The sequence below is a fragment of the Virgibacillus alimentarius genome (assembly GCF_000709085.1).
GTDB lineage: Bacteria > Bacillota > Bacilli > Bacillales > Amphibacillaceae > Virgibacillus_B > Virgibacillus_B alimentarius.
Map to the genome: position 1 here is coordinate 1 of NZ_JFBD01000036.1, position 23612 is coordinate 23612.

Consider the following 23612-nt stretch of genomic DNA (forward strand, 5'->3'; position numbering starts at 1 on the left):
CTCCAGCTTCCTTCAGATTCCATTTCGCAATGGACACCCTTGCTTTCAGCTAACAGTTCCTACTGCCAAGCCTGTAGTGGACTTTCACCACCAAGTTATAGCCCATGCTGGGCGCACCAAAAAATAGCGGGGAAATTACATGCAATTTCCCCGCTGTTTTTATCCAAGTTCAAGCCGTATTTGATTTATTTTTCACCCTTAAAAGGAAGCATGTTATATTTGATAAAAGATACTCTTTTTTTCCAGTACTTTTTCAGCCTGTTAGAAAATCTAAAAATACTGTAGCAATACCGAAATAGATTAAAATGGATATAATATCGTTGATGGTTGTGATAAATGGACCTGAAGCAACGGCAGGATCTATTTTTAAGCGATCCATAATAATGGGAATAACAGATCCGGAAAGTGTTGCAATTGTAAGCGTTGCTACGATGGAAATCCCTACGAGAAATCCTAAAAATAATTCTCCTTTCCATATATATATGACCAATGTAATGACAATTCCACATGTCGTTCCTGTAATTAACCCTGTTGTTGCTTCTTTCATCATTAGGCTAAGCTTCCCTTGCTTGCCAAACTCCCCTGTTGCAAGGCTTCTAACAGCTACTGCTAAAGATTGTGTTCCGGTATTCCCGGCCATTCCCGCAATTAACGGCATAAATATCGCTAAAATTGCTACCTGTTCAAGCGTTTCCTCAAACTGCCCAATTAAACTAGCAGTAAACATACCTAGAAATAATAAAATGATTAACCATGGCAAACGCTTTTTTGCTGCAGTTATTGGGCCTGTGTCAATCTTTTGTACATCGGTGACAGCCGCTAATTTAGAATAATCATCACTAGCTTCTTCGTCCATAACATCCATAATATCATCAACTGTAATAATTCCTAGTAAATGATTTTGAAAATCAATAACAGGTACAGCAAGAAAATCATAATCCCGCATCATTTTTGCAATCTCTTCCTGATCTTTACCAACGGAGACGGATACTACTTTTTCACTCATAACTTCTTCAATTTTGGTATCTTCTCCTGCAATGATTAAATCACGCAGAGACAAAACACCTACTAAACGTTTATCGCTATCAAGGACATATAAATAATAAATGGTTTCCGCATCTGGAGCGATCTCCTTCAATTCATGCATTGCTTCTTTTACTGTCTGTGTTTTGTATAAAGCAACAAACTCAGTTGTCATAATACTACCGGCCGTTTTTTCTTCATAATGAAGCAGTTGCTTAATTTCTTCTGCCGCTTCATGATCCATGATTGCCAAAAAGCTTGCTACTTTGTCTTTATCCATTTCGTTTAATGTATCAACTGCATCGTCGACAGCCATTTCTGCAAAAACCATGGAAGCGAAACGTGGATCCATCTCGGAGAAAAATGGTTCAGTGTCTTCAAGCTCTATATTTTCCATAATAACAGAAAGTTCTTCGGGAGATAAATAAGCATAAATTTGCAACCGGCTATTTTTGGGCTGATCTTTAAAAAACATCGCCTGTTCATATGGATGCATATCCATAAATTCGGTTCGAAATGCTTCGGTCTGCTCGTTTTTTAATGCTTTTTGCAAGTTTTCAATGTGGCTTTCATACTCGTTCGATTCTTCCATTTTTAACACTCCCTCTCTGACGATCAACTAGAGACATCTATTATAATATACCCATAACGAGGGGGGACTAAAAAGATGAATCTTGTTAACTTTATACTATAAAATGCTAAAAAACACCCTCCACGAAGAAGGGTGTTTATCATTATCCATGATTAAAAAACCATCATCGTAGAGTTTTAGCACTATATGGCTTGAATGAATGATATTCTTCATTCGGCTACATTAGAAACCACCTTAAGTCGATAGTTTCTGCTGACCCATTGGTGTCTCTCGACGTTTCTGGGCAGTAGCTTACCTCCATATAGGAGCCTCACCTAACGAGGGGTGATTTTAAGTTTTATCTATCTAACACGTAACTATTATAACAACACTTAGCTAATTGTCAAATACATCCATTCATGTTTGAAAAAAGCTAAATACTTATAAAATCAACATTCTATATATATACTATGCATAACGGAATAACATTTAAGGTGATGATAACATTGAAAATCGATATTATTGGTGATGTACACGGGTGCTACGAGGAATTATGCGAACTCCTTACTAAACTTGGCTATAAAAAACAGCAAAATACCTTCTTTCATCCCGAAGGAAGAAGGGCAGTGTTTGTAGGAGATATTACAGATCGTGGTCCAGCGTCGATCTCTGTTATTCAATTAGTATACAATATGGTTGTCGTTCATAAGGAGGCACAATACGTTCCGGGCAATCATTGCAATAAATTATATCGTTATTTTTTAGGAAATAACGTACAAGAAAAACATGGATTAGAAACAACTGTAGCGGAGTATAAAGCTTTAGGTCAAAAAGAACAGGAAAAAATTCGCAAACAGTTTATGTTTTTATATAAACATGCGCCACTATACTTGCAGATTCCAGAATTGCAAGTTGTTATTGCACATGCTGGAATCAAAACATCTTTGATTGGACGCACAGACAAAAAGGTTAAGTCTTTTGTTTTGTACGGGGATACTACCGGAAAGTTTCATCCGGATGGTCGCCCAATCCGCAGAGACTGGGCGAAATACTATCAAGGAGATCAATGGATTGTCTATGGCCACACACCTGTAAATGAACCGAGAAAAATAAATAAAACAATAAATATCGACACAGGATGTGTATTCGGGAATCGATTAACAGCTTTTTCTTTACCGGAAGAAAAAACAACTTCTATACCATCAAAACAGCCTTTTATAGAGGAAAAATTTCATCGTTTTGATGACTGATCCGATTCCATTAACCTTCCGATATCCTCTGGAACGGCCGATTGAAAAACCATTCTTTCATTTGTGGACGGATGGACAAAGCTCAGCTCAAAGCAGTGCAGTGCCTGCCGCTTCATTTTTTCAATGGAACCACCATATAGGTCATCGCCTGCAAGTGGGTGTCCAATGGAAGAGAAATGAACACGAATTTGATGGGTTCGGCCAGTTTCAAGTTTAATATCAACGAGGGAAAAATGAGAGGTCTCCTTTAAGACTTTGTATTTGGTAATAGCGCGCTTTCCTATTGAAGTGACAGTTCGTTCAATAATGGATCCTTCTTTCCTGCCAACTGGCCTGTTGATGATACCTTCCTTTTTCTTGAGATGTCCTTGTATGACAGCCTTATATCTGCGCCCCACTTCTCCTGCTCTTTGAGAAACCGCAAGCAAGGAATGGCTATACCGATGTTTTGCAATGAGCAGTAAACCTGATGTATCCCGATCAAGTCTTGTTACTATATGTACTGTATATGGAATCTTATTTTCTGCATAATAAGCCAACAATCCATTCGCTACTGTGCCTGTTGGATGTTGAAACGAGGGGATTGTTGCCATCCCCTGCTCTTTATTAATAATAATAATATCTTCATCTTCATAAACAATCGAAAGCGGGATTTTCTCCGGCTTCATATACGCTCCTACTTCCTCTTTCGGAAACTTGATCGTAAGTATATCCCCGGCAGATAAGCAATAGCGGACAGTTTGCGGGATTCCATTAACAGTAATTCCCTTATTTGTCTTTACTGCTATTATTAATCTTCTTGAAAATGCCAGTACATGTTGTAGGTAATCACGAAGCAGCATCCCATCATGTTCCTGTTCAATTTCCCATCTCATTTTCATGCCCCTCTTACTTACTCTATTCTTCAGCTACAAATGAATCCCTCACCCTATTCCAGAAAGGAAATGGACGGAATCTGGCAAAGCGAATCCTTTCTTTAGCAACCCGGCACTGGATTGATTTTACGTTCGTATAAGTTTCTGTAAAATGATCAATTGCGATTAAAAAGCTGCTGTCCACCATAGGTTTTAATAAACAAGTATGGTGCTTAGGTAAAATTAATGGGGAACCGATTGTACGAAAAACTCGGTTGTTAATGGACGCCATTTCGGTTAATTGAATCGCATCTACGGCAGGGTGTAGAATTGCTCCGCCCAATGCTTTATTATATGCTGTACTTCCAGATGGGGTTGATATACATAATCCATCTCCGCGAAATGTTTCAAAGTGTTCTCCTTTAATTTGAACATCAAAAACAACCGAACCTTCTGCTGTTTTAATCGTTGATTCGTTCAAGGCAAGAAATCGGTCTTCTTTGCCTCCAGTATGTGATCGAATTATGACTTCTAAAAGCGGGTACTCAACAATTTGAAATGGCGTCTTTGCAATTTCAATAATTAATTTTTCAACTTCTTCTGGTACCCAATCTGCATAAAATCCTAAGTGTCCAGTATGTACCCCAATAAAGGCGGTTGACTTTAAACGATATACATAGCGATGAAATGCTTCTAGGAATGTTCCATCTCCACCCACAGAAATAACAAGGTCCGGCTCTTTTTCATCATAGATTAGATCAAAATCTGTTAAATACTGTTTAACCGTTAATTTAATCTTATTGGAACGTTCATCGCCTCTTGAAACAACTGTAAACTTCATCCTGTCAGCCCCTTTATCATGATTTGGTTCATTTATTTCTACATTCGATGGAATATCCGTTGTGCTTCTTGTATTTCATGTTTTATGATCGACATTTCCTCATCTAACTTAAATGCCGCTTCTGCAGCCCGCTGTAATCTCGATTTAATATTAGGTGGTATACTTCCTTCATATTTATAATTTAATGAATGCTCATTGGTGGCCCAAAAATTCATCGCAAGTGTTCTAATTTGTATTTCCGCCATCACGATTTTCACACCATGAATTGTTTCCACTGGATATTCGATAATCATATGAAAGGAGCGATAACCGCTTGTTTTTTTATGTGAAATATAATCTTTTTCCGCAATGATAATAAAATCTTCCCGTGCGCGCAGCATTTTAACAATCGTATATATATCGTCGACAAACTGGCATACTACCCTAACGCCAGCAATATCCTGAATATCCTGTTCAATTCTCTCAAGTGGAACTTGTCTTTTTTCTGCCTTTTCGATAATACTTTGAATGGGCTTCACCCTACCTGTAATAAATTCAATAGGAGAATGTTTCGATTCATATTCAAATTGAGCCCGCATTCCTTTAAGCTTTACTTTTAGTTCTTCAACAACCTGTGAATAAGGTGCTAGTATTGCTTCCCAATTCATTAGCTGACACCACCTATTTTCATGTTAGATAACAACCTAATTTCATTTTACCACAACATTGCACAATCATTAATCATTGCATATTTAAGAGAATTTCGGGATAATTAGCATAAACTTTCCTCGGAGGTATTATTCAGGTGACACAAGAAATAGAGATTGAATATAAAAATTTATTAACAAAACAGGAATTTAATAATCTATTGGATCATTTACCATTTCCAGCAGACGCTCAAAAACAGACAAACTATTATTTTGAGACAAAGGACTTTTCCTTAAAGGAAAACGGATGTGCATTGAGAATTAGAGAAAAGGAGGATACCTATCATTTAACATTAAAAGAACCACATCCGAATGGTTTACTTGAAACACATGATATTTTAACAAAACAGGAAGCAATGAACTGGATTAAGGGAAAAAATAGAGTAATAAAAAATGCCGCTAAATCATTAAAACAATTGCAAATCTCGCCAGAGTCCCTTATTTATTATGGAAGTTTAATAACAGAGCGCAGGGAATTGAAATATAGAGAAGTTTTATTAGTACTGGATTATAGCATATTTAACGGGAAATCAGATTATGAATTGGAACTGGAAGCACCAAATGAAGAAATAGGTTTAAAAACATTTGAGAGACTTTTAACCCAGTTCCAGATTCCAAATCGAACAACTCCAAATAAAATTCAGCGCTTTTTTTCTTCATTATGAAGCAAGCATATTTGACTACCAATCAATACCCGTCAATCAGATAAGTTGCGACGCGCTAATTCGGTTGCTACAATATATACACATAAATAAGAAAGACAAACGTAAATTTTTAATAGGAGAAGATTTGGGATGACACAACAATTCGGAACAATCTACGAAGCAATTGGCGGCTTTGACACAATTGATCGCCTTGTAACAAACTTTTATCGCCGAGTAGGAAAACACCCTGCTTTAACACCCATTTTTCCAGAAGATTTAACAGAAACAGCTCGTAAACAACGATTGTTTTTAACACAGTTTTTCGGCGGTCCAAAATTATATACAGAAGAGCGCGGTCATCCTATGATGAGAAGAAGACATTTGCCGTTTCCAATAACACCGCAGCGAAGAGATGCATGGCTTGAATGTATGAAAGCTGCATTAGAAGAATCCGAAATTGAGGATCCATATCGTACAGCTATATTTGAAAAATTAACCATGACTGCAAATCATATGATGAATACACCTTCATAAATGTCCAAAATGCCCTCAGCCGCATATACTGGGCATTTTTTAAACAATTGATAATAATAGAAAGGAGAATCGATGTGAGTTTGAATCAATATGAACTGAAAGGTTCAAATCATCCAAACACATCGTCTAAATATAGCTTTTCTGATTTTGTGCAAAAGCCAATTGAAATTTACGTTTTCGTTGATCCACTTTGCCCAGAATGTTGGTCGATAGAGCCTTATTTAAAAAAACTTTCTATTGAATATGGACGTTTTTTTACGATACGCCCGATTATCACAGGGCATCTTAGCACGTTAAACACTGATAAATTTGAAAAACCTCAAAAATTAAAAGATATTTGGGAAAAAACCGCAAAACGAACAGGTATGAGTTGTGACGGAGATTTATGGATAGAAAATCCAGTATCCTATCCTTGGGTTGCATCGCTAGCGATAAAAGCTGCTGAACTCCAAGGCAAAAAAGCCGGAAGAATATTCTTGCGAAAAATGCAGGAAAGCCTATTCTTAGGCAAGCAAAATATCTCTAATGAAGATGTACTTATCCATTGTGCAAAAGAATCCAATCTTGATATTTCAGAGTTTAAAAGAGATCTGTATTCGACTTCCTCTAAAAAAGCACTTCAATGTGATTTAAAACTGACAAAAGAAATGGATGTCGATTATATCCCTTCACTTGTATTCTTTAATCAGCTTGTTGAAGAACAGGGAATTAAAATTTCTGGTCTGTACCCTTATCATATTTATGTATTAGTTTTAAAAGAAATACTTCAAAAAAATCCAATCCCCTCTGAAAAACCTCCTCTTGAAAATTTTCTAGCATTTTATGAGGTTGTGGGGAATAAAGAAATTTCAGTTGTATATGACTGGAGCATTGCTAAAACGGATCGTGAAATGAAAAAATTACAGCTCAAACAGAAAGTGAAAAAAATTCCGGTTAAATATGGTGCTTTTTGGAAATATATGAAGAACTAGAAAAAGGTTGTCTCGTACAAGCATCCACTTGCCAAGACAACCTTTTCTTGTATATTTCGCCAAAAAACAAAGGATATACAGGGCAACGTATATCCTTTGTCTTTCCTCTGCTTTGTATATCATTACAAAGGGGGGATGGGAGAAAGTTTCATGATTAAACAAAAAGGGGTTTTTATTTATTTATCTTACATTAATACTATAACAATAGATGATTTCCTACGCAATAAGTGTGTGCACATATTCACAAAAATGTCACTTCTACTTCAAGGTTCTCAAACATACAATAGTTGTACCATATATCATATAATCGAGGTGAATCCAATGCGTGATATCCTTCCTTTTATATTTTTGGTGATATCCATTCTCGCATTTTTCTTGAACCTTCTTGCGTTAATGAAGCTTATCCCGCTTTTTATAACGTTGCCATTATTATTTTTATCCATTTATCTAACGATTTTCTCATTTACACATAAACGAGTTTATCGCGGAATGAGATAAAAAGGCCAGACGAAGCGTCTGGTCTTTTCTTATTTTAGCAATAATTTTTCCATTTCATTTAGTTTTTCTTCAAACACTCCTAATGCATCAAGAATTGGCTGTTTCGATGTCATATCCACGCCAGCCTTTTTTAATACTTCAATCGGGTAGTCACTGCTTCCAGCTTTTAGGAAGTTTTCAATGTATCTTCCCACAGCAGCATCCCCTTCTTCTAGAATTTGACTGGCAAGTGAAGTAGCTGCAGAATAGCCTGTCGCATATTGATACACATAATAATTCATATAAAAATGAGGAATTCTTGCCCATTCCAGGCCAATCTCTTCATCAGAAACGACGTCTTCTCCAAAGTATTTTTTATTTAAATTATAATAAATATCTGTTAATTTTTCAGCAGTTAACGCTTCACCTTCTTGCATGCGTTTATGAATGTCATGTTCAAATTCAGCAAACATCGTTTGACGAAATACAGTGCCCCGGAAACCTTCCAAAAAGTGATTCAATAAATATAGTCTTTGCTTCTCATCATCCAAATTTTTAAGTAAATAATCGTTAAGTAAAGCTTCATTACATGTCGAAGCTACCTCTGCAACAAAAATGGAATAATTACCATAGCGGAAAGGCTGATTTTTCCGTGTATAATAACTATGGACAGAATGCCCAAGCTCATGGGCCAACGTAAACATATCATTTACATTATCTTGCCAGTTCAATAAAATGTAAGGTTGGGTTCCATATGCACCAGATGAATATGCTCCACTTCTTTTTCCTTTGTTTTCCTCAACATCAATCCAGCGATTGTTATATCCTTCTTTCACAATATTTACATATTCCTCACCAAGTGGTGCTAAACCTTCTAATACATATTGTTTTGCTTTATCGTACGTTATCTCCATATCTACATCATCCACAAGTGGTGTATACATATCGTACATATGCAATTCATCTAGGTTTAGCACTTTTTTACGTAACGCTGCGTAACGATGGAGCAATGGTAGCTTTTCATTTACTGCTTCAACTAAATTGTCATAAACCTCTTCAGGTATATTGTTACTATCCAATGCCGCCTTTCTTGCTGATTCATATTTGCGGATCTTCGCATAAAAGTTATCTTTCTTTACATTACCTATTAGTGTTGAGGCAAACGTATTTTTAAAATTTCCATACGTATTATACATTGCCTTAAAGGCTGCTTCCCGTACACTTCGATCTTTAGACTCCAAAAATCCGATGTATCTTCCATGTGTAAGTTCAACATCTTCACCTTTATCATTTTTAATAACTGGAAAAGTCAAATCTGCATTATTCAGCAGGCCGAATGTGTTGGATGCATTTCCTAACGGATCAGACGCTTCTGCCAGCAATACTTCTTCTTTTTGGCTGAGGACATGCGGGCGTTGCCTGGTTATTTCGTCTAACGTTTTACGATATAGCTGTAACTCTTTATTTTCCTCAAGATAATGACGGAGTTTATCCTCATCTATTTGTAATATCTCCGGTACAATAAAGCTCATGGAGCTTGAAGCTAACGTCAGGATATTCTCTGCTTTTGTATTCATCTCCTGATAAAAGGAATTTCCTGTATCTTGATCACTGCGCATATGTGCATATGTAAACAGTTTCCCGAGACGTTCCGATATTTCATCCTGATACTTTAGCAGTTCATACAATTTTTGTGATGATTCGCCAAGTTTTCCTTCAAACTCAGAAATTTTTGGAATATCTGTTTGCAGTTTTTTAAATTCTTCTTCCCATAATTCATCTGTTGCGAAAATGGCTTCTAAATTCCATGTCAATTCTTCAGGTATTTCATTGCGTTTAGGGATTTCTTTCGTCAATTTAGTCACACAATTTCCTCCTTTTAATCTCTTTAAATTAGTTATTCTTTATTTATAAAAAAATTCCTTTATAAATAAGGGTCTTTTAAATAATGGCTTTAAAAAATCCTTATTTATTTAGTATATCGAATTTCCCCTAAATCATGCTCCTAATCTGCTTTAAATAGGTAAATTCTGTAAGTATTTGATTAAGGCTTCATCACCTTGTATCGCCTTTTCTATATTTTTATAAAATAAAATTGGTTTTATTTTTTGAAAAACATTGGAAGATTGTTGCTTGATTATATTTAATTTCTTTAAAAGTTGGAGATATTGATATACCGGGCAATCTGTACTATGAATAAGGGGAAAATGGTGTGTGTGATAAAAATGATTCTTTATGATATTTTTGCAGGAATGGATCGAAAAGTGACCATGAAGCGGAATTGGATGAAGCAGATCAATAATTAAACGGCTTTGCCAATTCCACAGAGGGGTTTTCATTCTGTACTGCGCGGCAACGGGAAGATGGATGATGGAAGGAAGACATTCAACCATTGTACGTTTTAAATAAAGCCATTGATGCCATTTTAATTCTTCCCCATATAAATGCCTTTTTGGCCGTAGACGAAAATCTCTCTTCTCCTTTCCCCATAATTGATATAAATGAAAAGGCAAAAAAGTATGCTGATGAAATAAATCAGTGAATTTGCATGTTTTCAAAGAAAAAATAGAACATTTGCTAATAACTTGGCTCATTTTTGAAAAATACATATCTTGAATAATTGCAAATTGATGCTTATCTGGGCAAAAATAAAATAAAGTGGGTGGATAAAAAGAAGTAAACATGTGGATAAATTGAAGAGTAAACTGATCTACTTTAAAGTGATCTTTTGTCTGCCGTTTAAAGCGACCCGCTCCTAGAATCCATATTGGAGTAATCCCAAGTGTCTTATACCCTTCATTACGTTGGATCACTTGCGAAATTGGTATTCTTGCACATTGATACTCAATTGCTATTTTCTTATCATTTATGCGAAGTAATAAATCGGGGCGTTGATGAATCTCGGGTACGTACGCTTCTAATTCAACTTGCAGTTGTTGTTTCTTTAACCATCGATAAAGTAATAACTTTCCTTTTTCGTGATAAGGGCCTTCCCCACCTTCAGAAGACGGACAATATTGTGCGCTTTTATGCGCAAAATGCGGTATTATTTTGGAACCAGCCTTGATTATGACTTCTTCTCTGCAGGAGGGACAGTAAAACAAATGTCCTTCTCTTTCGCGTTCTATTTCTTTACGTGTTAATTTGACAAGCGTAATAAGATTTCCCTCACTTGATTCAGCTTGCAACATAGAAGCAAATCACCTCCTTGCATACAATATTCGACATAAATTACCATTCCCCTGCAAAAAGGCAAAAAAAAAAACGCCTTCCTTCAATAGGCGCTTAAAGCTGTGCTGGAAAATGGGCTTTAACTTGTGAAAAAGTATTGTTATGGAATATTTTCTTCCCATATTCCTCCAGGAAGTGAATGGTTACATCTGAATCATTAGCGAATTCAAAGATTTGACTGATTAAATCTTCTTGACGATTGTCATCAAACAGCTGCTCTGAGAATTCGATATATAAATAATACTTATCATCATAATAGTACAGTATTTCTTTATTATCTTCATTTAGTTCTGGGAAATAGTGACTTAATTGAATAACATCTTCAAAGTCTTCGAAGTATGCGATAAGCCATAGTTTGTCATCATCATCTGATCCTTCGTCCGCCTGTTTTTCATTTTTACCAAATTTATTCTCTAACATATTCTCAATCTTTTCATCAACAGGCACATCGATCGATTCCCCATTTTCAATTGGAATTTCAAGTTCTTCCCCATTTTTAGAAATTTGGGCTTTTGTAACAATAATTTCTAATCCCTTTTCTAGCGCTTGAACCTGAATCCACAGTGGTCCCTCAACAGTAAAGTCTTCTTTATAATTTACTTCATCCATCATTTGCCAAAATAACTGTTCACTGCGTTCCCGATTATACCAGATTTCTTCACGCTCAAATCCTCGATCTTCAATATCTATATATGAAATGTAAAACTTGACTGTATTCTCATTAATCCGCTCAATTTCCATACTAACCTCTCCCTTCTGTTAGAAAAACTCGGCTTATCGTCAAATACCTGTGGCGAAAGTCTGTGTCTTTCCTTTCCTTTACTTTCTAAAGTAAGTAGTAGGTGGGAGACGAGTTCACCTCTTATTATAAACTTTTGTTGTATTTATTAGCTTTATTTATTAATACCCTTTATGCTTTTTCTTTAACCATTCTATACTTTTATTTCTATACTCTCATTGTATGATATCCTGTGTCATTTTGAAAATTAAAATGCCTATAAAAATATATTTATTTTCTCGAGTATAGCAAAAACGCAGATCACATAAAAGAGAATCTGCGTTTTTTATAACGGTATTCTATTACCTGAATAACTAGTTAACCATTCGTTGAGCCTCACGTAATTGAAATGTCCGTACTGTTCTTGGCAAGAATCTGCGAATTTCATCTTCATTGTATCCAACTTGCAGACGTTTTTCATCAAGAATAATTGGTCTGCGCAATAAACCTGGATTTTCTTGTATTAGATGGAAGAGATCCTTTAAAGGTAATTGATCGATATTAACATCGAGTTTTTGAAAAACCTTTGAGCGGGTTGAGATAATCTCATCGGTACCATCTTCCGTCATACGTAATATTTCTTTGATTTCATCCAGTGATAATGGCTCGGAAAATATATTACGTTCTTTAAATGATATATCATGTTCTTCTAACCATGCTTTTGCTTTTCTGCAAGATGTGCAACTTGGTGAGGTATAAAGTGTTACCATGTGTTACTTCACTCCTCATTTTTAATATATCTATCGTCATTTTATAGACATTAAATAACTTATTAGATTAAAATAAGTATTAAATAACCCTATATGTAAATTATACTATATTTGTCAAGCGAAAGGTAGAGGGTATTCAATAAATATTCGTTAAAATTGTAGAATAGGTTAAAAATGTTCACAAAATGTTTTCAATTAGTTATAAAATTCCCGGCATTATTTTCATTTAAACATTTTATTTATTCATTGGCCTATTTTTATATATTTTTTGTTGTATTCAAAGCCTCAAAAATGTCTGTTTCACGTTCCTCATTATAAGTCAATACTTCATCGACAGGCTGGTAGGACTTACCATATATTTCTTCATCTTTATACGTATGAATATCATTATACATTTTTTTCATCTTTTCATAGATGACATCCTCCGAATCATCATTCGGTGACCAGTATAATATCTCCATAGGTGTCTTTTCATTTGTAGCTAAGGAACGCCTATTATAACCGATTGACTTAGCATGTTTAAAATCTTCTCGTCTGTAAAAATGCAGCCGTTTTCCAGTATCTGTATCATCGTAATCGACAGGCTCTACTTCCAGAATAATTGGTTTATTTTTCTTTTTAAGCTTCTCAATTAATTGATGACCGATTCCTTGACCTCTTGCCTTTGATGAAACCCATACATAATCAATAAAAATAAACGATTCAAATTCTGCATACATTAAAACATGTTGAGGACTTTCATCTTTGTGGTATATGTCTCCTTTTTCCCTTAAAAGCATTTCTATATGCTCTTTTGATTTCATTTCTTCAACCGGAAAATACTCGTTTAATTTTTTATACCAATTCATGGATCTACTCCTCAATTTTTAGTGTGGTCTTATTTAGTATAACGAAGACGCGACATTTTGTTAATTCCGTTTTAAATAAGCCTATTTCAATTGTACCCAAACAAATGAAATCAATTCAAAATCCTAAGCAAAAAAACAGAACATAAGATTTAATTGCTCTGTTTTTTATTGTTTTATAGCGCAAAATCAACGTTTTCAGTATAAGAGTTACCAGCATTCCAAATTAAATATTCATTTATTCCATTTTCTTTTAATGCTTTAATTTGTGCTTCAACTTCTGATTTTCCATATTGTTTTACGGGGCCATCATACAGCATGGTGCTTCAAAGTCCTGTATCCAAGGCCTTGATACTGGAGGATTATCTAAACCGTCTAATAGTTTATTCTCCAATTCTGCATATTCATTTACAAGTTTATATGGTTCCTCATCGGGATTTTCGATGCCAAAATGAGATGTCCAATGACTGGGATAAATCATGGATGAAATAACATCGACATTTTCCGATATCTTCGAGAAGTTTTGTCCAATGCCTGGTGTCTCTTCTACTGTAGCTGCATATCCAAAAATATCAACAGCAACATCCACACCGTAATTTTCTAATTCTTCCCTTGCGTAGGCAACGAAGTCGGTCACAGCTTCAACTCGACGTTTTACATTTCCTTTTTTTGAATCCTTATAATCTCCGAGCGTATAATCGAGCTCCTTGTCTCGGTTTTCGAACCCTTCTGGAAACCTTACATAGTCAAACTGAATTTCCTGAAATCCTATTTCAGCTGCCATTTTAGCTATTTCGACATTATATTCCCATACTTCTTTTTTAAATGGGTTTACAAATGCTTCATCTTTGCCATTCACCCACACCTTTCCATTTTGTTTAAAAGATAAATCTGGACGTTTATTTGCTAGAACAGAATCCTTAAAAACAACTACTCTGGCAATTGGATAAATTCCCTTTTCCTCAAGAACTTTAAGCATTTTATGCGGGTCGTCAATATATGGTTTTGCCATTTCTTCATATGGTGACCCTTTTTCAGGTTTAAATGTTAAATTTCCATTGTCTTCTTTTATGTCAATTACCATAGCATTTAATTCGGTTGAATCTACTAGATCAATAAGTGAATCCATACGACTGCCACCAGCAGAATTTCCAGTTACATAAATCCCCCTTACAGCATCTGGATATTCAAAGTTCAAACCGGAATCATATGTAAATCGTTTAAAGTTTTTGCTTACATCTAACGGTTCAATTCCAATCGCTCGTTCCTTATGACCATTAGCATTTAGTACCTCTTCACCACTACTTTTTGATGTACTACCAAAAGGTATTATAATACTAAGTAGGAGAACACTGATAAGTGCATAAAGCACTCGTCTCATTTTTTCCATATTCTATCAATCTCCTATTTTATCGTTTTAGGCAAGAAGACTCCCACTTCCATTTTGTGCAGGGCATAGCCCAAAAATAAGCGGGAGATGAATTGCCTTTTGCGTAGCAAAACATGCATTTGCATGATATCATATTCCCATGCAGATTGCTCTTTGAAAACGGAAGATATGAGGTTGTTGCAGGAAAAAATGTCTGCAACGTAAAATCTTCACGTTCTTTCATCACACACTTACCGACGTAGCGAAAACCAAGCAAAGTAGGTAATGTGGCGAGTCCAACGTACAAGATATGAAGCGATAACCGAAGGATGCTTTGGTGTTCGCAGGAATCCCCCACTTCAAGCAATACGTAAGGGTGGTAAGTGGTGGGTAGTTCAATCTATATCCATTATAAACGACATACCTCAAAAAATGAATGAAAAAAAAACAAAAAATTGTAAAAAAGTGTGTATTAGACAATTTCATTCCGTTTTGGTACTATCACATAAGCAACAAGTAGTGGGAAAAACTTGTAACAGGTTCCTTTCCCCTTATATTAAAGCATTAGATGATATGATAAATTTACATAAATATAGTAAAGAGAGGTGTTTTGATGAAAAAATCGCCATTTAAATTCGCGGTGATTATCACATTAATCGTTGTTGTACTTCTTGTAGCAATCTTTTTGCTTAACAACAAGGATACTGCAAATGAAGGAGATGGAGAACAAGCCGAAATAACTAAACAACCATCTATAGAAGGACAACCCGTAATGGGGGATGAAAATGCCCCTGTAACTATAGTAGAATTTGGAGATTTTATGTGCCCGGCATGCAAAACTTGGGGGCAAAATCATTTGCAACAATTAATGGAGGATTATGTTGATACAGGTAAGGTTAAATTCTCATTTATTAATGTGTTGTTCCATGGTGAAGAATCAAAATTAGGCTCGCTGGCAGCGGAATCAATCCTTAAACAAAATCCTGATGCATATTGGGATTTCCATAACGCACTTTTTAATGCACAACCTGACGAAAATAAAGAATGGATGACTACAGATAAGCTGCTGGAGATTGCGGAGGATATACCTGAAATAGATAGTGAAAAATTAAAATCATCTTTGAAAGATGAATCGGAAATAGCCGAACTCAGCAAAGACACAGAGCTAGTGAAGGATTATGGCATAGAGTTAACACCATCCATCATGGTAAACGGAAAAATGATTGAAGATCCATTTAACTACGAACAAATTACGAATGCTATCAATAAAGCATTAGAAGAAGAGAAGTAAATGATGAAAAAAGCAGAAAGTCATCAATTATATCTTTATTTGGCATGGATCGTTTCGATAGTAGCTACCCTTGGGAGTCTCTATTTCAGTGAAATCCAAGGGTTCATTCCTTGTGAACTCTGTTGGTACCAGCGAATTTTAATGTATCCATTGGTTTTACTTTTAGGTATTAGTACCTTCCAAAATGATATAACGATTAAAAAGTATGTACTTCCCATGGCAGTCATTGGCTGGTTTATTTCACTTTTTCACTATTTCGAACAAAAAATACCTGGTTTTGCAAAAATTAAACCTTGTGCTGGTGAAGTTCCCTGTAATGGCGAATATATCAATTGGCTTGGGTTTATTACCATTCCATTTTTAGCACTAGCCGCATTTTCGTTTATTATAATCTTGATGTTCTTTCTTCCATCTGCAAAAAACAAACGGACAAATAAGAGTTGAGGCTCTATGACGATCCGTTTGTTTTTTATTTCTCTTGTTCCCCTTACGATATTACGTTAAGCGACGAAACCTGGAAACGAACACCATGATTTCAATTGTAAATCACAATTTTCATTCCCCCCTTTTAAATATTCGGATATGATAGAATGAATTTCTAAAGAGCAATTATTTTTCTAACTCAAATTATGTAGTACATAGACAATTTAAACGAAAACCCGTCAAAAGTAAATCTCATCAAATCCTCCCCCCTAGCAAGATGAAAGTTATTCTACTTGCATTTCATAATAATGATATATATAATAATAAAAAACCAATACATTAGCGATGAAAAAGGCACAGTACAATTGCCCGCTGGTTTCTAGAGAACTTGTGGCTGGTGAAAACAAGTACGAAGGTTAATTGGAATTGGACTTTTGAGCTTTTTAAACTTTCAAGTGATCTTATTTAAGATAATAAGGGTGGCACCGCGGTTCATTCGTCCCTTTCTCAGGGATAAATGGACTTTTTTAATGGAAAAAAATAAATGATGATGGAGTTGGGCAATATGAATACAATTTTTTCTGGCATTCAGCCAAGCGGTACTTTAACAATTGGAAATTATTTAGGAGCTTTGCGACATTTCGTACCTTTACAGGAAGATCATCAATGTTATTTTTGTATTGTGGACGAGCATGCGATTACAGTTCCACAGGATCGATTAAAGCTAAGACATAACATCCGTTCCCTTGCTGCTTTATATATAGCTTCAGGAATAGACCCGGGGAAATCAACATTATTTATTCAATCCGAAGTTCCTGCACATACTCAATTAAGCTGGATGATGCAGTCGATCAGTTATATCGGGGAATTGGAACGTATGACACAGTTCAAAGATAAATCAAGTGGGAAAGATGCCATTTCAGCAGGACTATTAACTTATCCTCCATTAATGGCAGCTGACATTTTACTTTATAATACAAACCTTGTCCCTGTTGGTGAAGATCAAAAACAACATTTAGAGTTGACAAGAAATCTTGCACAGCGGTTTAACAATAAATACAATGATATTTTTACGTTACCGGAAATCAGCATTCCTAAAGTCGGTGCACGTATTATGTCACTCCAGGATCCAAGCAAAAAGATGAGTAAATCAGATGAAAACGTAAAAGGTTTTATATCCATGCTCGATGAACCGAAGAAAATCGAGAAAAAGATTAAGAGTGCAGTAACTGATTCAGAAGGCATCGTAAAATATGATAAAGAAAATAAACCTGGAATCTCTAATCTGCTTTCGATATATTCCAGCTGTACTGGAGAAACTGTTGCCTCTTTAGAAGAAAAGTATGCAGCTAAGGGGTACGGAGAATTTAAACAGGGTCTTGCGGATGCAGTGATTTCTGTTCTAGAACCTATTCAAGACAAATATTATGCATTACTTGATTCTGATGAATTAGACGATATTTTAGATCATGGTGCTGAAAAAGCCGCACAAGTTGCTAATAAAACAGTAGCAAAAGCGAAAAAAGCAATGGGACTTGGAAGAGTCAAAAAGAAAAAATAAGGATTTCTGAATCGATAAAATACTAATCGATACATGTAAAAAGGTTGGCCCTCTATGAAGTTAACGAAGTTACCATCCATATCGAGAATTATCTCATTCATAAAAAAGGTCAGGCAGTCCATTGAATGATGGACTATCTGACCTTTTTTTACATTTGCTGGAATTTTGTCCAGCCCCTTACTTTAGTTTCGATGTACCTTGTTCCTGCTTTTGTTCATGTTCCCACATTTCTTCTAAGAATGGCTGACCTTTGATTAATTTTGCACACAACTCTTCATGTTTTTGGGACCATCCCTGTTTCATCCCGTCATATAATGCCTGCCAGACTTTCTCTTCATCCATATAGCGAATAAAAGGATATTTTTTTGGCTCCCATTCCGTTAACCAATATCTTAATTCTTCTAAATTATTTGTTGTACGCAACTGATCTAAAGACATCATCAATAATTGCTTCAATTGTCTTTCCTTTCTTGTCAATCCAATTACCAGCTCTGGTTCCATAGAAAGCATATGGTATTCTTTCTTGTATAGACTTTTATCAAATTTATATTTGTTCGGTTTGGTATTTTCAATCATATCAAATACAAGCTGTTCTTGCCTCGGGATTAGTCTGCTTTTTCGAATCGGTATTTGATATCCAAGGGTATCAATCGCAAGAATATCATTACCATCTGTCACAACGCATGCATAATCGATAACTGTTCTTTCTTGTCCTTTGCGAAGATATGCTCTTTTAAAAATAGAATCCAATAAAGCCCTAGGTAGTTCGTGCATATCATTTTCGATATAATCATATAAGTCCTGCGTTATGTATAGTAATGGAACTTGATCTAATAATTCTATTCCATCCTCTTTCCGCCATTCATGAAAATAACAAACACCATAGCCGTTTTCTTCACCTTCAAACCAATTCACCCAAACATCATGTAAATATAACATTTAAACAACCCCCAATTTTGAATGAAACTATTTAAAATACATTATGACCATCCTGAATGAAAATTATTCGATTCACACAAAAATTTAAGGGTTGTATCTATAAATGGAGACAGCCATTAATAACAAACCTATCGGTAAGAAATAGCATTCTGGCCTTTCTTTCACAAACAGGAGATATTCTGCCCACGTTACACCAGCAGGCAAAAAATTCATATAGGCAATCAAGGTTACTCCACCAGAGACGGCTAGTCCAAATCCAATTAAAAATATAAAAATATATCCCATTTTCATCTTATTCACGCCTGTCCATCACTTTTATTTCCAGTCTATGCTTATGGACGATTTAAGATGAATATATTTTTAATATATATAAAATGACTGATCATCGCTGATCAGTCATTTCTGCTATTTATATTTTTTAAAAATCAGAGTTGCATTATGTCCGCCAAAACCAAGTGAATTACTCATTACAACATTTACTTCTTGCTGTCTGGACTCGTTTGGCACATAATCAAGATCACAGTCTGGGTCTGGTGTTTCATAATTAATTGTTGCTGGAATTGTATTATCGTCAATCGCTTTGACAGAAATGACAGATTCCACACCACCAGCGCCACCTAGAAGATGGCCCGTCATTGATTTTGTAGAAGAAATAGCCAGGTCTTTGGCATGATCTTTAAATACTGTCTTTATTGCGTTTGTTTCATATGCATCGTTTAATTCTGTACTCGTTCCATGCGCATTAATATAATCGACATCTGTAGTAGAAATACCTGCGTCTGAGATTGCCTGCTGCATTGCACGTGCTGCTCCTTCACCATCTTCAGCTGGTGCAGTGATATGGAAGGCATCTCCGGTTGCACCATATCCAATAATTTCAGCATAAATATGTGCGCCGCGTTCCTTGGCAGATTCTAATGTCTCCATAACCATCAAACCTGCTCCTTCACCCATAACAAAACCATCGCGATTTTTATCAAATGGTCGGCTTGCTGTATTTGGATCATCATTTTGCGTTAATGCTTTCATGGATGAAAAACCAGCAAATGCCATGTTCGTGATTGGCGATTCGGTACCGCCTGTAATGATATAATCAACATCACCGCGCTGAACTGCTTTAAATGCATCTCCAACGGAGTTAGCACCGGATGCACAAGCAGTTACTGTACAGGAATTAATCCCTTTTGCCCCAAGCTGAATAGAAACTTGCCCAGCAGCCATATCGGGGATTAACATAGGCACAAAAAAAGGACTTACACGTTTATAGCCTTTTTCGATAAATTTTCTCAGCTGTTCTTCGTACGTTTGCATACCGCCTATACCGCAGCCAATCCAAACACCAACACGGTCAGCAATGCTTTCATCGATTGTAAGGTTGGCATCTTCAACAGCCATTTTGGCAGAAGCTACTGCATATTGGGTAAACAAATCCATTTTTCTAATGTCTTTTTTATCGATATATAATTTTGGTTCAAAGTCTTTTATTTCAGCTGCAACATGTACCGGAAAGTCGTCTTTATTTACCTTTGTGATATAATCTATGCCAGAATTCCCAGCCACGATATTCTCCCACATTGATTTCACATCATTTCCTACAGGGGTTACTGCTCCCAGTCCAGTAATTACAACTCTTCGCTCTTTCATATGGTCTTTCCTCCCTATTACATTCAGTGATTTGTGCGAACATCAGTAAATCAGTAACAAGCTAGTTACTCCATTTCCATATTTGGGCATTTGTTTTTAATCACTTAACGGTCAAATTACTTCCCCCAGCGTAAAGCAACTGCTCCCCATGTTAAACCTCCGCCAAAGCCAACTAAGACAATTAAATCATTGTCTTTTATTTTCCCGCCTTCTGCCGCCTCTGATAAAGCGATTGGAATGGATGCTGCTGAATTGTTTCCATAACTTTTAACAGATGTAGCCATTTTTTCCTCAGAAATTCCCAGACGTTTGCGCGCTGCTTCCATAATTCGAATATTTGCTTGATGCGGGATTAAGTAATCAACATCTTCTTTATTATAACCTGTTTTTTCGATAACACTAACAGCTGATTCAGGCATTTGTCTTACAGCAAACTTGAAAACATCAGGTCCATTCATTACCAAATAACCTTCATCATTTTGGTATAAATGTTCTCCACCAGTTCCATCTGCTCCTAATTCAAAGGATAGTATTCCTTTTCCTTCTGATACTTGGCCGATAACAGCAGCCCCTGCACCATCACCAAGCAAAATACATGTGTTACGGTCCGTCCAATTCGTAATTTTAGAGAGCTTATCTACGCCAACTACTAATATATGCTTATATGCATTTGTTTCAATAAATTGTTTTGCAGTAATCATTCCATACATAAATCCTGAACAAGCAGCACTAATATCCATTGCAGCTGCTTGTTTAGCTCCAAGTTTTTCTTGGATCATGCAAGCTACGGATGGAAACGGTGTGTCAGGTGTAACAGTCGCGACTAAGATTAAATCAATATCTTCTGCACGTAAATTTGCATCTTCTAATGCTTTTTGTGCAGCATTGAAAGCCATATCGGAAGAATCCATGTCATCTTCTGCTATTCTTCTTTCTTCTATTCCTGTTCTAGTTTTGATCCATTCATCATTTGTATCTACCATTTTTTCTAAATCTTTATTTGTTAACACATTGGCTGGTAAGTAATGACCAGTTCCTAATACACCAACGTTCATGACTCCATCTCCTCATATCGTAAGATTTTAAATTTAAATTTGACCTATAGTAAATTATTAGCAATTGTTATGACTTGGTACTAATTTTAAATCATTCTTCTCCTTGTTGCAAGTTCAAATAAGAAAACAAATTCTGTAGCGCCTATCATTCTCTGGAACGACTTGGTAAATGGCCACTTTTCATATACAGCAATTGTATCTTTTACTTCTTGCTGAAATTATTTCGGAATTGCTGGACTAAACCTACCTCAAGTTATCATCCCCTCTTGAAAATCAAATGTTCCTCAACATTGTACCTATCACCGATATCAAGCAATCCCTAATAGGCATTTTTTCCCACGCACGATCGTCAGTGGCATTTTCCATGAGCATATCAATATGTTGAAGATGATGGTTACCGGAGTAGTCTGAACAGGCAGAGATGATTATAATCACAAATAAAATACAATTTTCAGTAAACTTCTCATCCTATCCATTCCAATCCTGCTAGAAGAGAATACGCTCATTCATAGAAGTTTTTAAATTGGCGATAATGATTTAAAACATGATCTACGTTTCTCCTTGTAGATTTAATTTCACGAATAAAAATTTTATTTTCAAGTTTTTCAGTTTTATTTTCAATTGAATTTTGCGAATACATATCTAATACAGACGGAATATTTACTAAATGATGAATCCGAAACATACTAGAAATAAAATCTTTAATGTACACAGCTTCTGTTAAAAAATAGCTTGATTCAAAAAGAATCCGTTGTTCTTTATCATATATCCCCTTTTCATCCATTGGCATCCATTCTCCAAAAAGCAAAGGGGGATGAATAGTAATTATATTGGCCGGAGGGGTTTTGCTTGCTCCCCTTTTGGTTATATTTAAAATTTGCTTCGCCTCGATATCTTGATAAAAATTGTTTTCTCCCAAAAAAATGACTGACTCATTTTGAATTGGCTTATCTTTGGAAGTTCGTGTAAATGAACTATTTCTTCCCAAAAACATTGCTAAATGTTCTTTCTTATTGGACGATAAATCATCCACTCCTTCAACATGATGACCTGTTTCTAGTAAATAATTCACAATATGAAAACCGATCCAATGAAAACAATTCATAACGGTATAAGACATATAATACTCCTTTCTATACTTCTATCGTATTCTCAATGAAAAAAGAAATCCTTTTATTTTATAAATTATTTTGGTAAACTTAACGTAGTATAAAGTGTAAGAAAACGAGGTGTATATCATGCAATTCATTATGTCATTTATTTGGGCATTGCTAATAAGTGGTGCTATCTCTTACGTACTTGCTAGCATGGCCGGTGATCCATTCAACCTAACGCATACAATTGTACTGGCAATCATCCTCACATTAGCCGTTTATGTTTTAGGTGGAGGATTATTAAAAGAAGATAGCGAACATTAAAGATAAAAAACAAGGCTTACATTCGAGTTCATAAGCTTTGTTTTTTTATGTATAACAACCCTTGCCTTCTACAAAAGAGCAAGGGTTGTTATGTTATCGGCAAGTAGATTAATACCAAGGTAAAATACTTAAGGCGGTTAATGCAGCTAAAGGTAAAACTAATCTTCTAAAACGTGGTCGATATCCGTAGTGGCCATAACCGCCATATCCTGGATATCCGTATCCAAATTGACGATGCATAGGATAATGCTGAGACGGAACTGATGAATGGCCATGTTCGATTGGTATAGCGAGGTAAACATATTCATCATCCAACCCCGTAATAATCCCGTCTAATGTCGATCCATCGCTTGTTTCTACTAACACATAGGAATGCATATGCTTCTTACACATTTCATATTTATGCCCGTGATCATTTTTCAAATGCATTTCTTCAACCTCCTCACCATTCAGACTATTCAAAAGCCTATAAGAAGGTGACTTATTTGTAATGGAAA

At 35.7% G+C, this 23612-nt stretch carries 23 protein-coding genes, 1 pseudogene, 1 riboswitch and 1 other annotated feature; of the genes and pseudogenes, 8 read left to right on the plus strand and 16 right to left on the minus strand.

Going from position 1 to position 23612, the window contains the following annotated elements; all coding sequences use genetic code 11:
• Positions 1 to 253: 253 nt before the first annotated feature.
• On the minus strand, positions 254 to 1615 hold the full coding sequence (gene mgtE / locus GZ63_RS0106280; RefSeq protein WP_029267934.1) for a magnesium transporter: 1362 nt from the start codon (positions 1613 to 1615) through the stop codon (positions 254 to 256).
• A gap of 155 nt (positions 1616 to 1770) precedes the next feature.
• A riboswitch (M-box (ykoK) riboswitch) is annotated at positions 1771 to 1944 on the minus strand.
• A gap of 156 nt (positions 1945 to 2100) precedes the next feature.
• On the opposite strand from mgtE, the gene prpE reads away from it, so the two are divergent.
• Complete coding sequence (gene prpE / locus GZ63_RS0106285; protein ID WP_038221012.1) at positions 2101 to 2844, plus strand: bis(5'-nucleosyl)-tetraphosphatase PrpE; 744 nt, start codon at positions 2101 to 2103, stop codon at positions 2842 to 2844.
• On the opposite strand, the gene GZ63_RS0106290 is transcribed toward prpE, so the two are convergent.
• The 3 genes from GZ63_RS0106290 to GZ63_RS0106300 are packed head-to-tail and all read right to left on the minus strand — an operon-like array spanning position 2826 to position 5186.
• On the minus strand, positions 2826 to 3719 hold the full coding sequence (locus tag GZ63_RS0106290; RefSeq protein ID WP_029267938.1) for an RluA family pseudouridine synthase: 894 nt from the start codon (positions 3717 to 3719) through the stop codon (positions 2826 to 2828). The genes prpE and GZ63_RS0106290 overlap by 19 nt on opposite strands.
• A gap of 22 nt (positions 3720 to 3741) precedes the next feature.
• Entirely contained in the window at positions 3742 to 4539 is a 798-nt protein-coding gene (locus GZ63_RS0106295) for an NAD kinase (protein ID WP_029267940.1), read from the minus strand.
• 38 nt (positions 4540 to 4577) lie between these two features.
• A complete protein-coding gene (locus tag GZ63_RS0106300) occupies positions 4578 to 5186 on the minus strand; it encodes a GTP pyrophosphokinase (RefSeq protein WP_029267942.1) in 609 nt (202 codons plus the stop codon).
• A 137-nt stretch (positions 5187 to 5323) separates the two neighbouring features.
• Between GZ63_RS0106300 and GZ63_RS0106305 the strand changes: the two genes are divergently transcribed.
• From GZ63_RS0106305 to GZ63_RS0106315, 3 genes are all read left to right on the plus strand, one after another.
• Positions 5324 to 5890 carry a CYTH domain-containing protein gene (locus GZ63_RS0106305; protein ID WP_029267944.1) on the plus strand — a complete coding sequence of 189 codons (567 nt, stop codon included), beginning with the start codon at positions 5324 to 5326 and terminating at the stop codon, positions 5888 to 5890.
• A 129-nt stretch (positions 5891 to 6019) separates the two neighbouring features.
• Complete coding sequence (locus GZ63_RS0106310; protein ID WP_029267946.1) at positions 6020 to 6403, plus strand: globin domain-containing protein; 384 nt, start codon at positions 6020 to 6022, stop codon at positions 6401 to 6403.
• Positions 6404 to 6477: 74 nt separating this feature from the next.
• Entirely contained in the window at positions 6478 to 7374 is an 897-nt protein-coding gene (locus GZ63_RS0106315) for a ClpXP adapter SpxH family protein (RefSeq protein WP_029267948.1), read from the plus strand.
• 527 nt (positions 7375 to 7901) lie between these two features.
• Here the strand turns inward: GZ63_RS0106315 and pepF are convergent.
• The 6 genes and pseudogenes from pepF to GZ63_RS16465 form a co-directional block, all read right to left on the minus strand.
• On the minus strand, positions 7902 to 9716 hold the full coding sequence (pepF, locus tag GZ63_RS0106325; RefSeq protein WP_029267950.1) for an oligoendopeptidase F: 1815 nt from the start codon (positions 9714 to 9716) through the stop codon (positions 7902 to 7904).
• Between the two features lie 150 nt (positions 9717 to 9866).
• Complete coding sequence (locus GZ63_RS0106330; RefSeq protein ID WP_029267952.1) at positions 9867 to 11042, minus strand: competence protein CoiA; 1176 nt, start codon at positions 11040 to 11042, stop codon at positions 9867 to 9869.
• A 94-nt stretch (positions 11043 to 11136) separates the two neighbouring features.
• Positions 11137 to 11823: an adaptor protein MecA gene (gene mecA / locus GZ63_RS0106335; RefSeq protein ID WP_029267954.1), complete on the minus strand. Its 687-nt coding sequence runs from the start codon at positions 11821 to 11823 to the stop codon at positions 11137 to 11139.
• A 351-nt stretch (positions 11824 to 12174) separates the two neighbouring features.
• A complete protein-coding gene (gene spxA, locus GZ63_RS0106340; RefSeq protein ID WP_029267956.1) occupies positions 12175 to 12570 on the minus strand; it encodes a transcriptional regulator SpxA in 396 nt (131 codons plus the stop codon).
• 257 nt (positions 12571 to 12827) lie between these two features.
• Positions 12828 to 13418: a GNAT family N-acetyltransferase gene (locus tag GZ63_RS0106345; protein ID WP_029267959.1), complete on the minus strand. Its 591-nt coding sequence runs from the start codon at positions 13416 to 13418 to the stop codon at positions 12828 to 12830.
• Positions 13419 to 13591: 173 nt separating this feature from the next.
• Positions 13592 to 14796: pseudogene (locus GZ63_RS16465) on the minus strand (putative glycoside hydrolase).
• 601 nt (positions 14797 to 15397) lie between these two features.
• Here GZ63_RS16465 and GZ63_RS0106360 point away from each other — a divergent pair.
• From GZ63_RS0106360 to trpS, 3 genes are all read left to right on the plus strand, one after another.
• Positions 15398 to 16075: a DsbA family protein gene (locus GZ63_RS0106360; RefSeq protein ID WP_029267962.1), complete on the plus strand. Its 678-nt coding sequence runs from the start codon at positions 15398 to 15400 to the stop codon at positions 16073 to 16075.
• A 3-nt stretch (positions 16076 to 16078) separates the two neighbouring features.
• Positions 16079 to 16519, plus strand: a complete 441-nt coding sequence (locus tag GZ63_RS0106365) for a disulfide oxidoreductase (protein ID WP_029267964.1) — start codon at positions 16079 to 16081, stop codon at positions 16517 to 16519.
• Positions 16520 to 16834: 315 nt separating this feature from the next.
• Positions 16835 to 17005: a binding site (T-box leader), on the plus strand.
• Positions 17006 to 17063: 58 nt separating this feature from the next.
• Positions 17064 to 18059, plus strand: coding sequence for a tryptophan--tRNA ligase (gene trpS / locus GZ63_RS0106370; protein ID WP_029267966.1), 996 nt, complete (start codon positions 17064 to 17066; stop codon positions 18057 to 18059).
• 177 nt (positions 18060 to 18236) lie between these two features.
• Here trpS and GZ63_RS0106375 read toward each other — a convergent pair whose 3' ends face one another.
• From GZ63_RS0106375 to GZ63_RS0106395, 5 genes are all read right to left on the minus strand, one after another.
• Positions 18237 to 18998: a YjbA family protein gene (locus GZ63_RS0106375; protein WP_029267968.1), complete on the minus strand. Its 762-nt coding sequence runs from the start codon at positions 18996 to 18998 to the stop codon at positions 18237 to 18239.
• An 84-nt stretch (positions 18999 to 19082) separates the two neighbouring features.
• Positions 19083 to 19283: a hypothetical protein gene (locus tag GZ63_RS0106380; protein ID WP_029267970.1), complete on the minus strand. Its 201-nt coding sequence runs from the start codon at positions 19281 to 19283 to the stop codon at positions 19083 to 19085.
• Between the two features lie 120 nt (positions 19284 to 19403).
• The gene (gene fabF / locus GZ63_RS0106385; protein ID WP_029267971.1) at positions 19404 to 20642 is read right to left on the minus strand and encodes a beta-ketoacyl-ACP synthase II; all 1239 of its coding nucleotides are present in this window, start codon (positions 20640 to 20642) and stop codon (positions 19404 to 19406) included.
• A 116-nt stretch (positions 20643 to 20758) separates the two neighbouring features.
• Positions 20759 to 21697 (minus strand): beta-ketoacyl-ACP synthase III, encoded by a 939-nt coding sequence (locus tag GZ63_RS0106390; protein ID WP_029267973.1) that lies wholly within the window; start codon positions 21695 to 21697, stop codon positions 20759 to 20761.
• Between the two features lie 502 nt (positions 21698 to 22199).
• The gene (locus tag GZ63_RS0106395; RefSeq protein WP_029267975.1) at positions 22200 to 22817 is read right to left on the minus strand and encodes a hypothetical protein; all 618 of its coding nucleotides are present in this window, start codon (positions 22815 to 22817) and stop codon (positions 22200 to 22202) included.
• Positions 22818 to 22935: 118 nt separating this feature from the next.
• Between GZ63_RS0106395 and GZ63_RS0106400 the strand changes: the two genes are divergently transcribed.
• Positions 22936 to 23115 carry a DUF2929 family protein gene (locus GZ63_RS0106400; RefSeq protein WP_029267977.1) on the plus strand — a complete coding sequence of 60 codons (180 nt, stop codon included), beginning with the start codon at positions 22936 to 22938 and terminating at the stop codon, positions 23113 to 23115.
• 108 nt (positions 23116 to 23223) lie between these two features.
• On the opposite strand, the gene GZ63_RS0106405 is transcribed toward GZ63_RS0106400, so the two are convergent.
• Positions 23224 to 23544 carry a hypothetical protein gene (locus tag GZ63_RS0106405; RefSeq protein WP_029267980.1) on the minus strand — a complete coding sequence of 107 codons (321 nt, stop codon included), beginning with the start codon at positions 23542 to 23544 and terminating at the stop codon, positions 23224 to 23226.
• Positions 23545 to 23612: the final 68 nt, after the last annotated feature.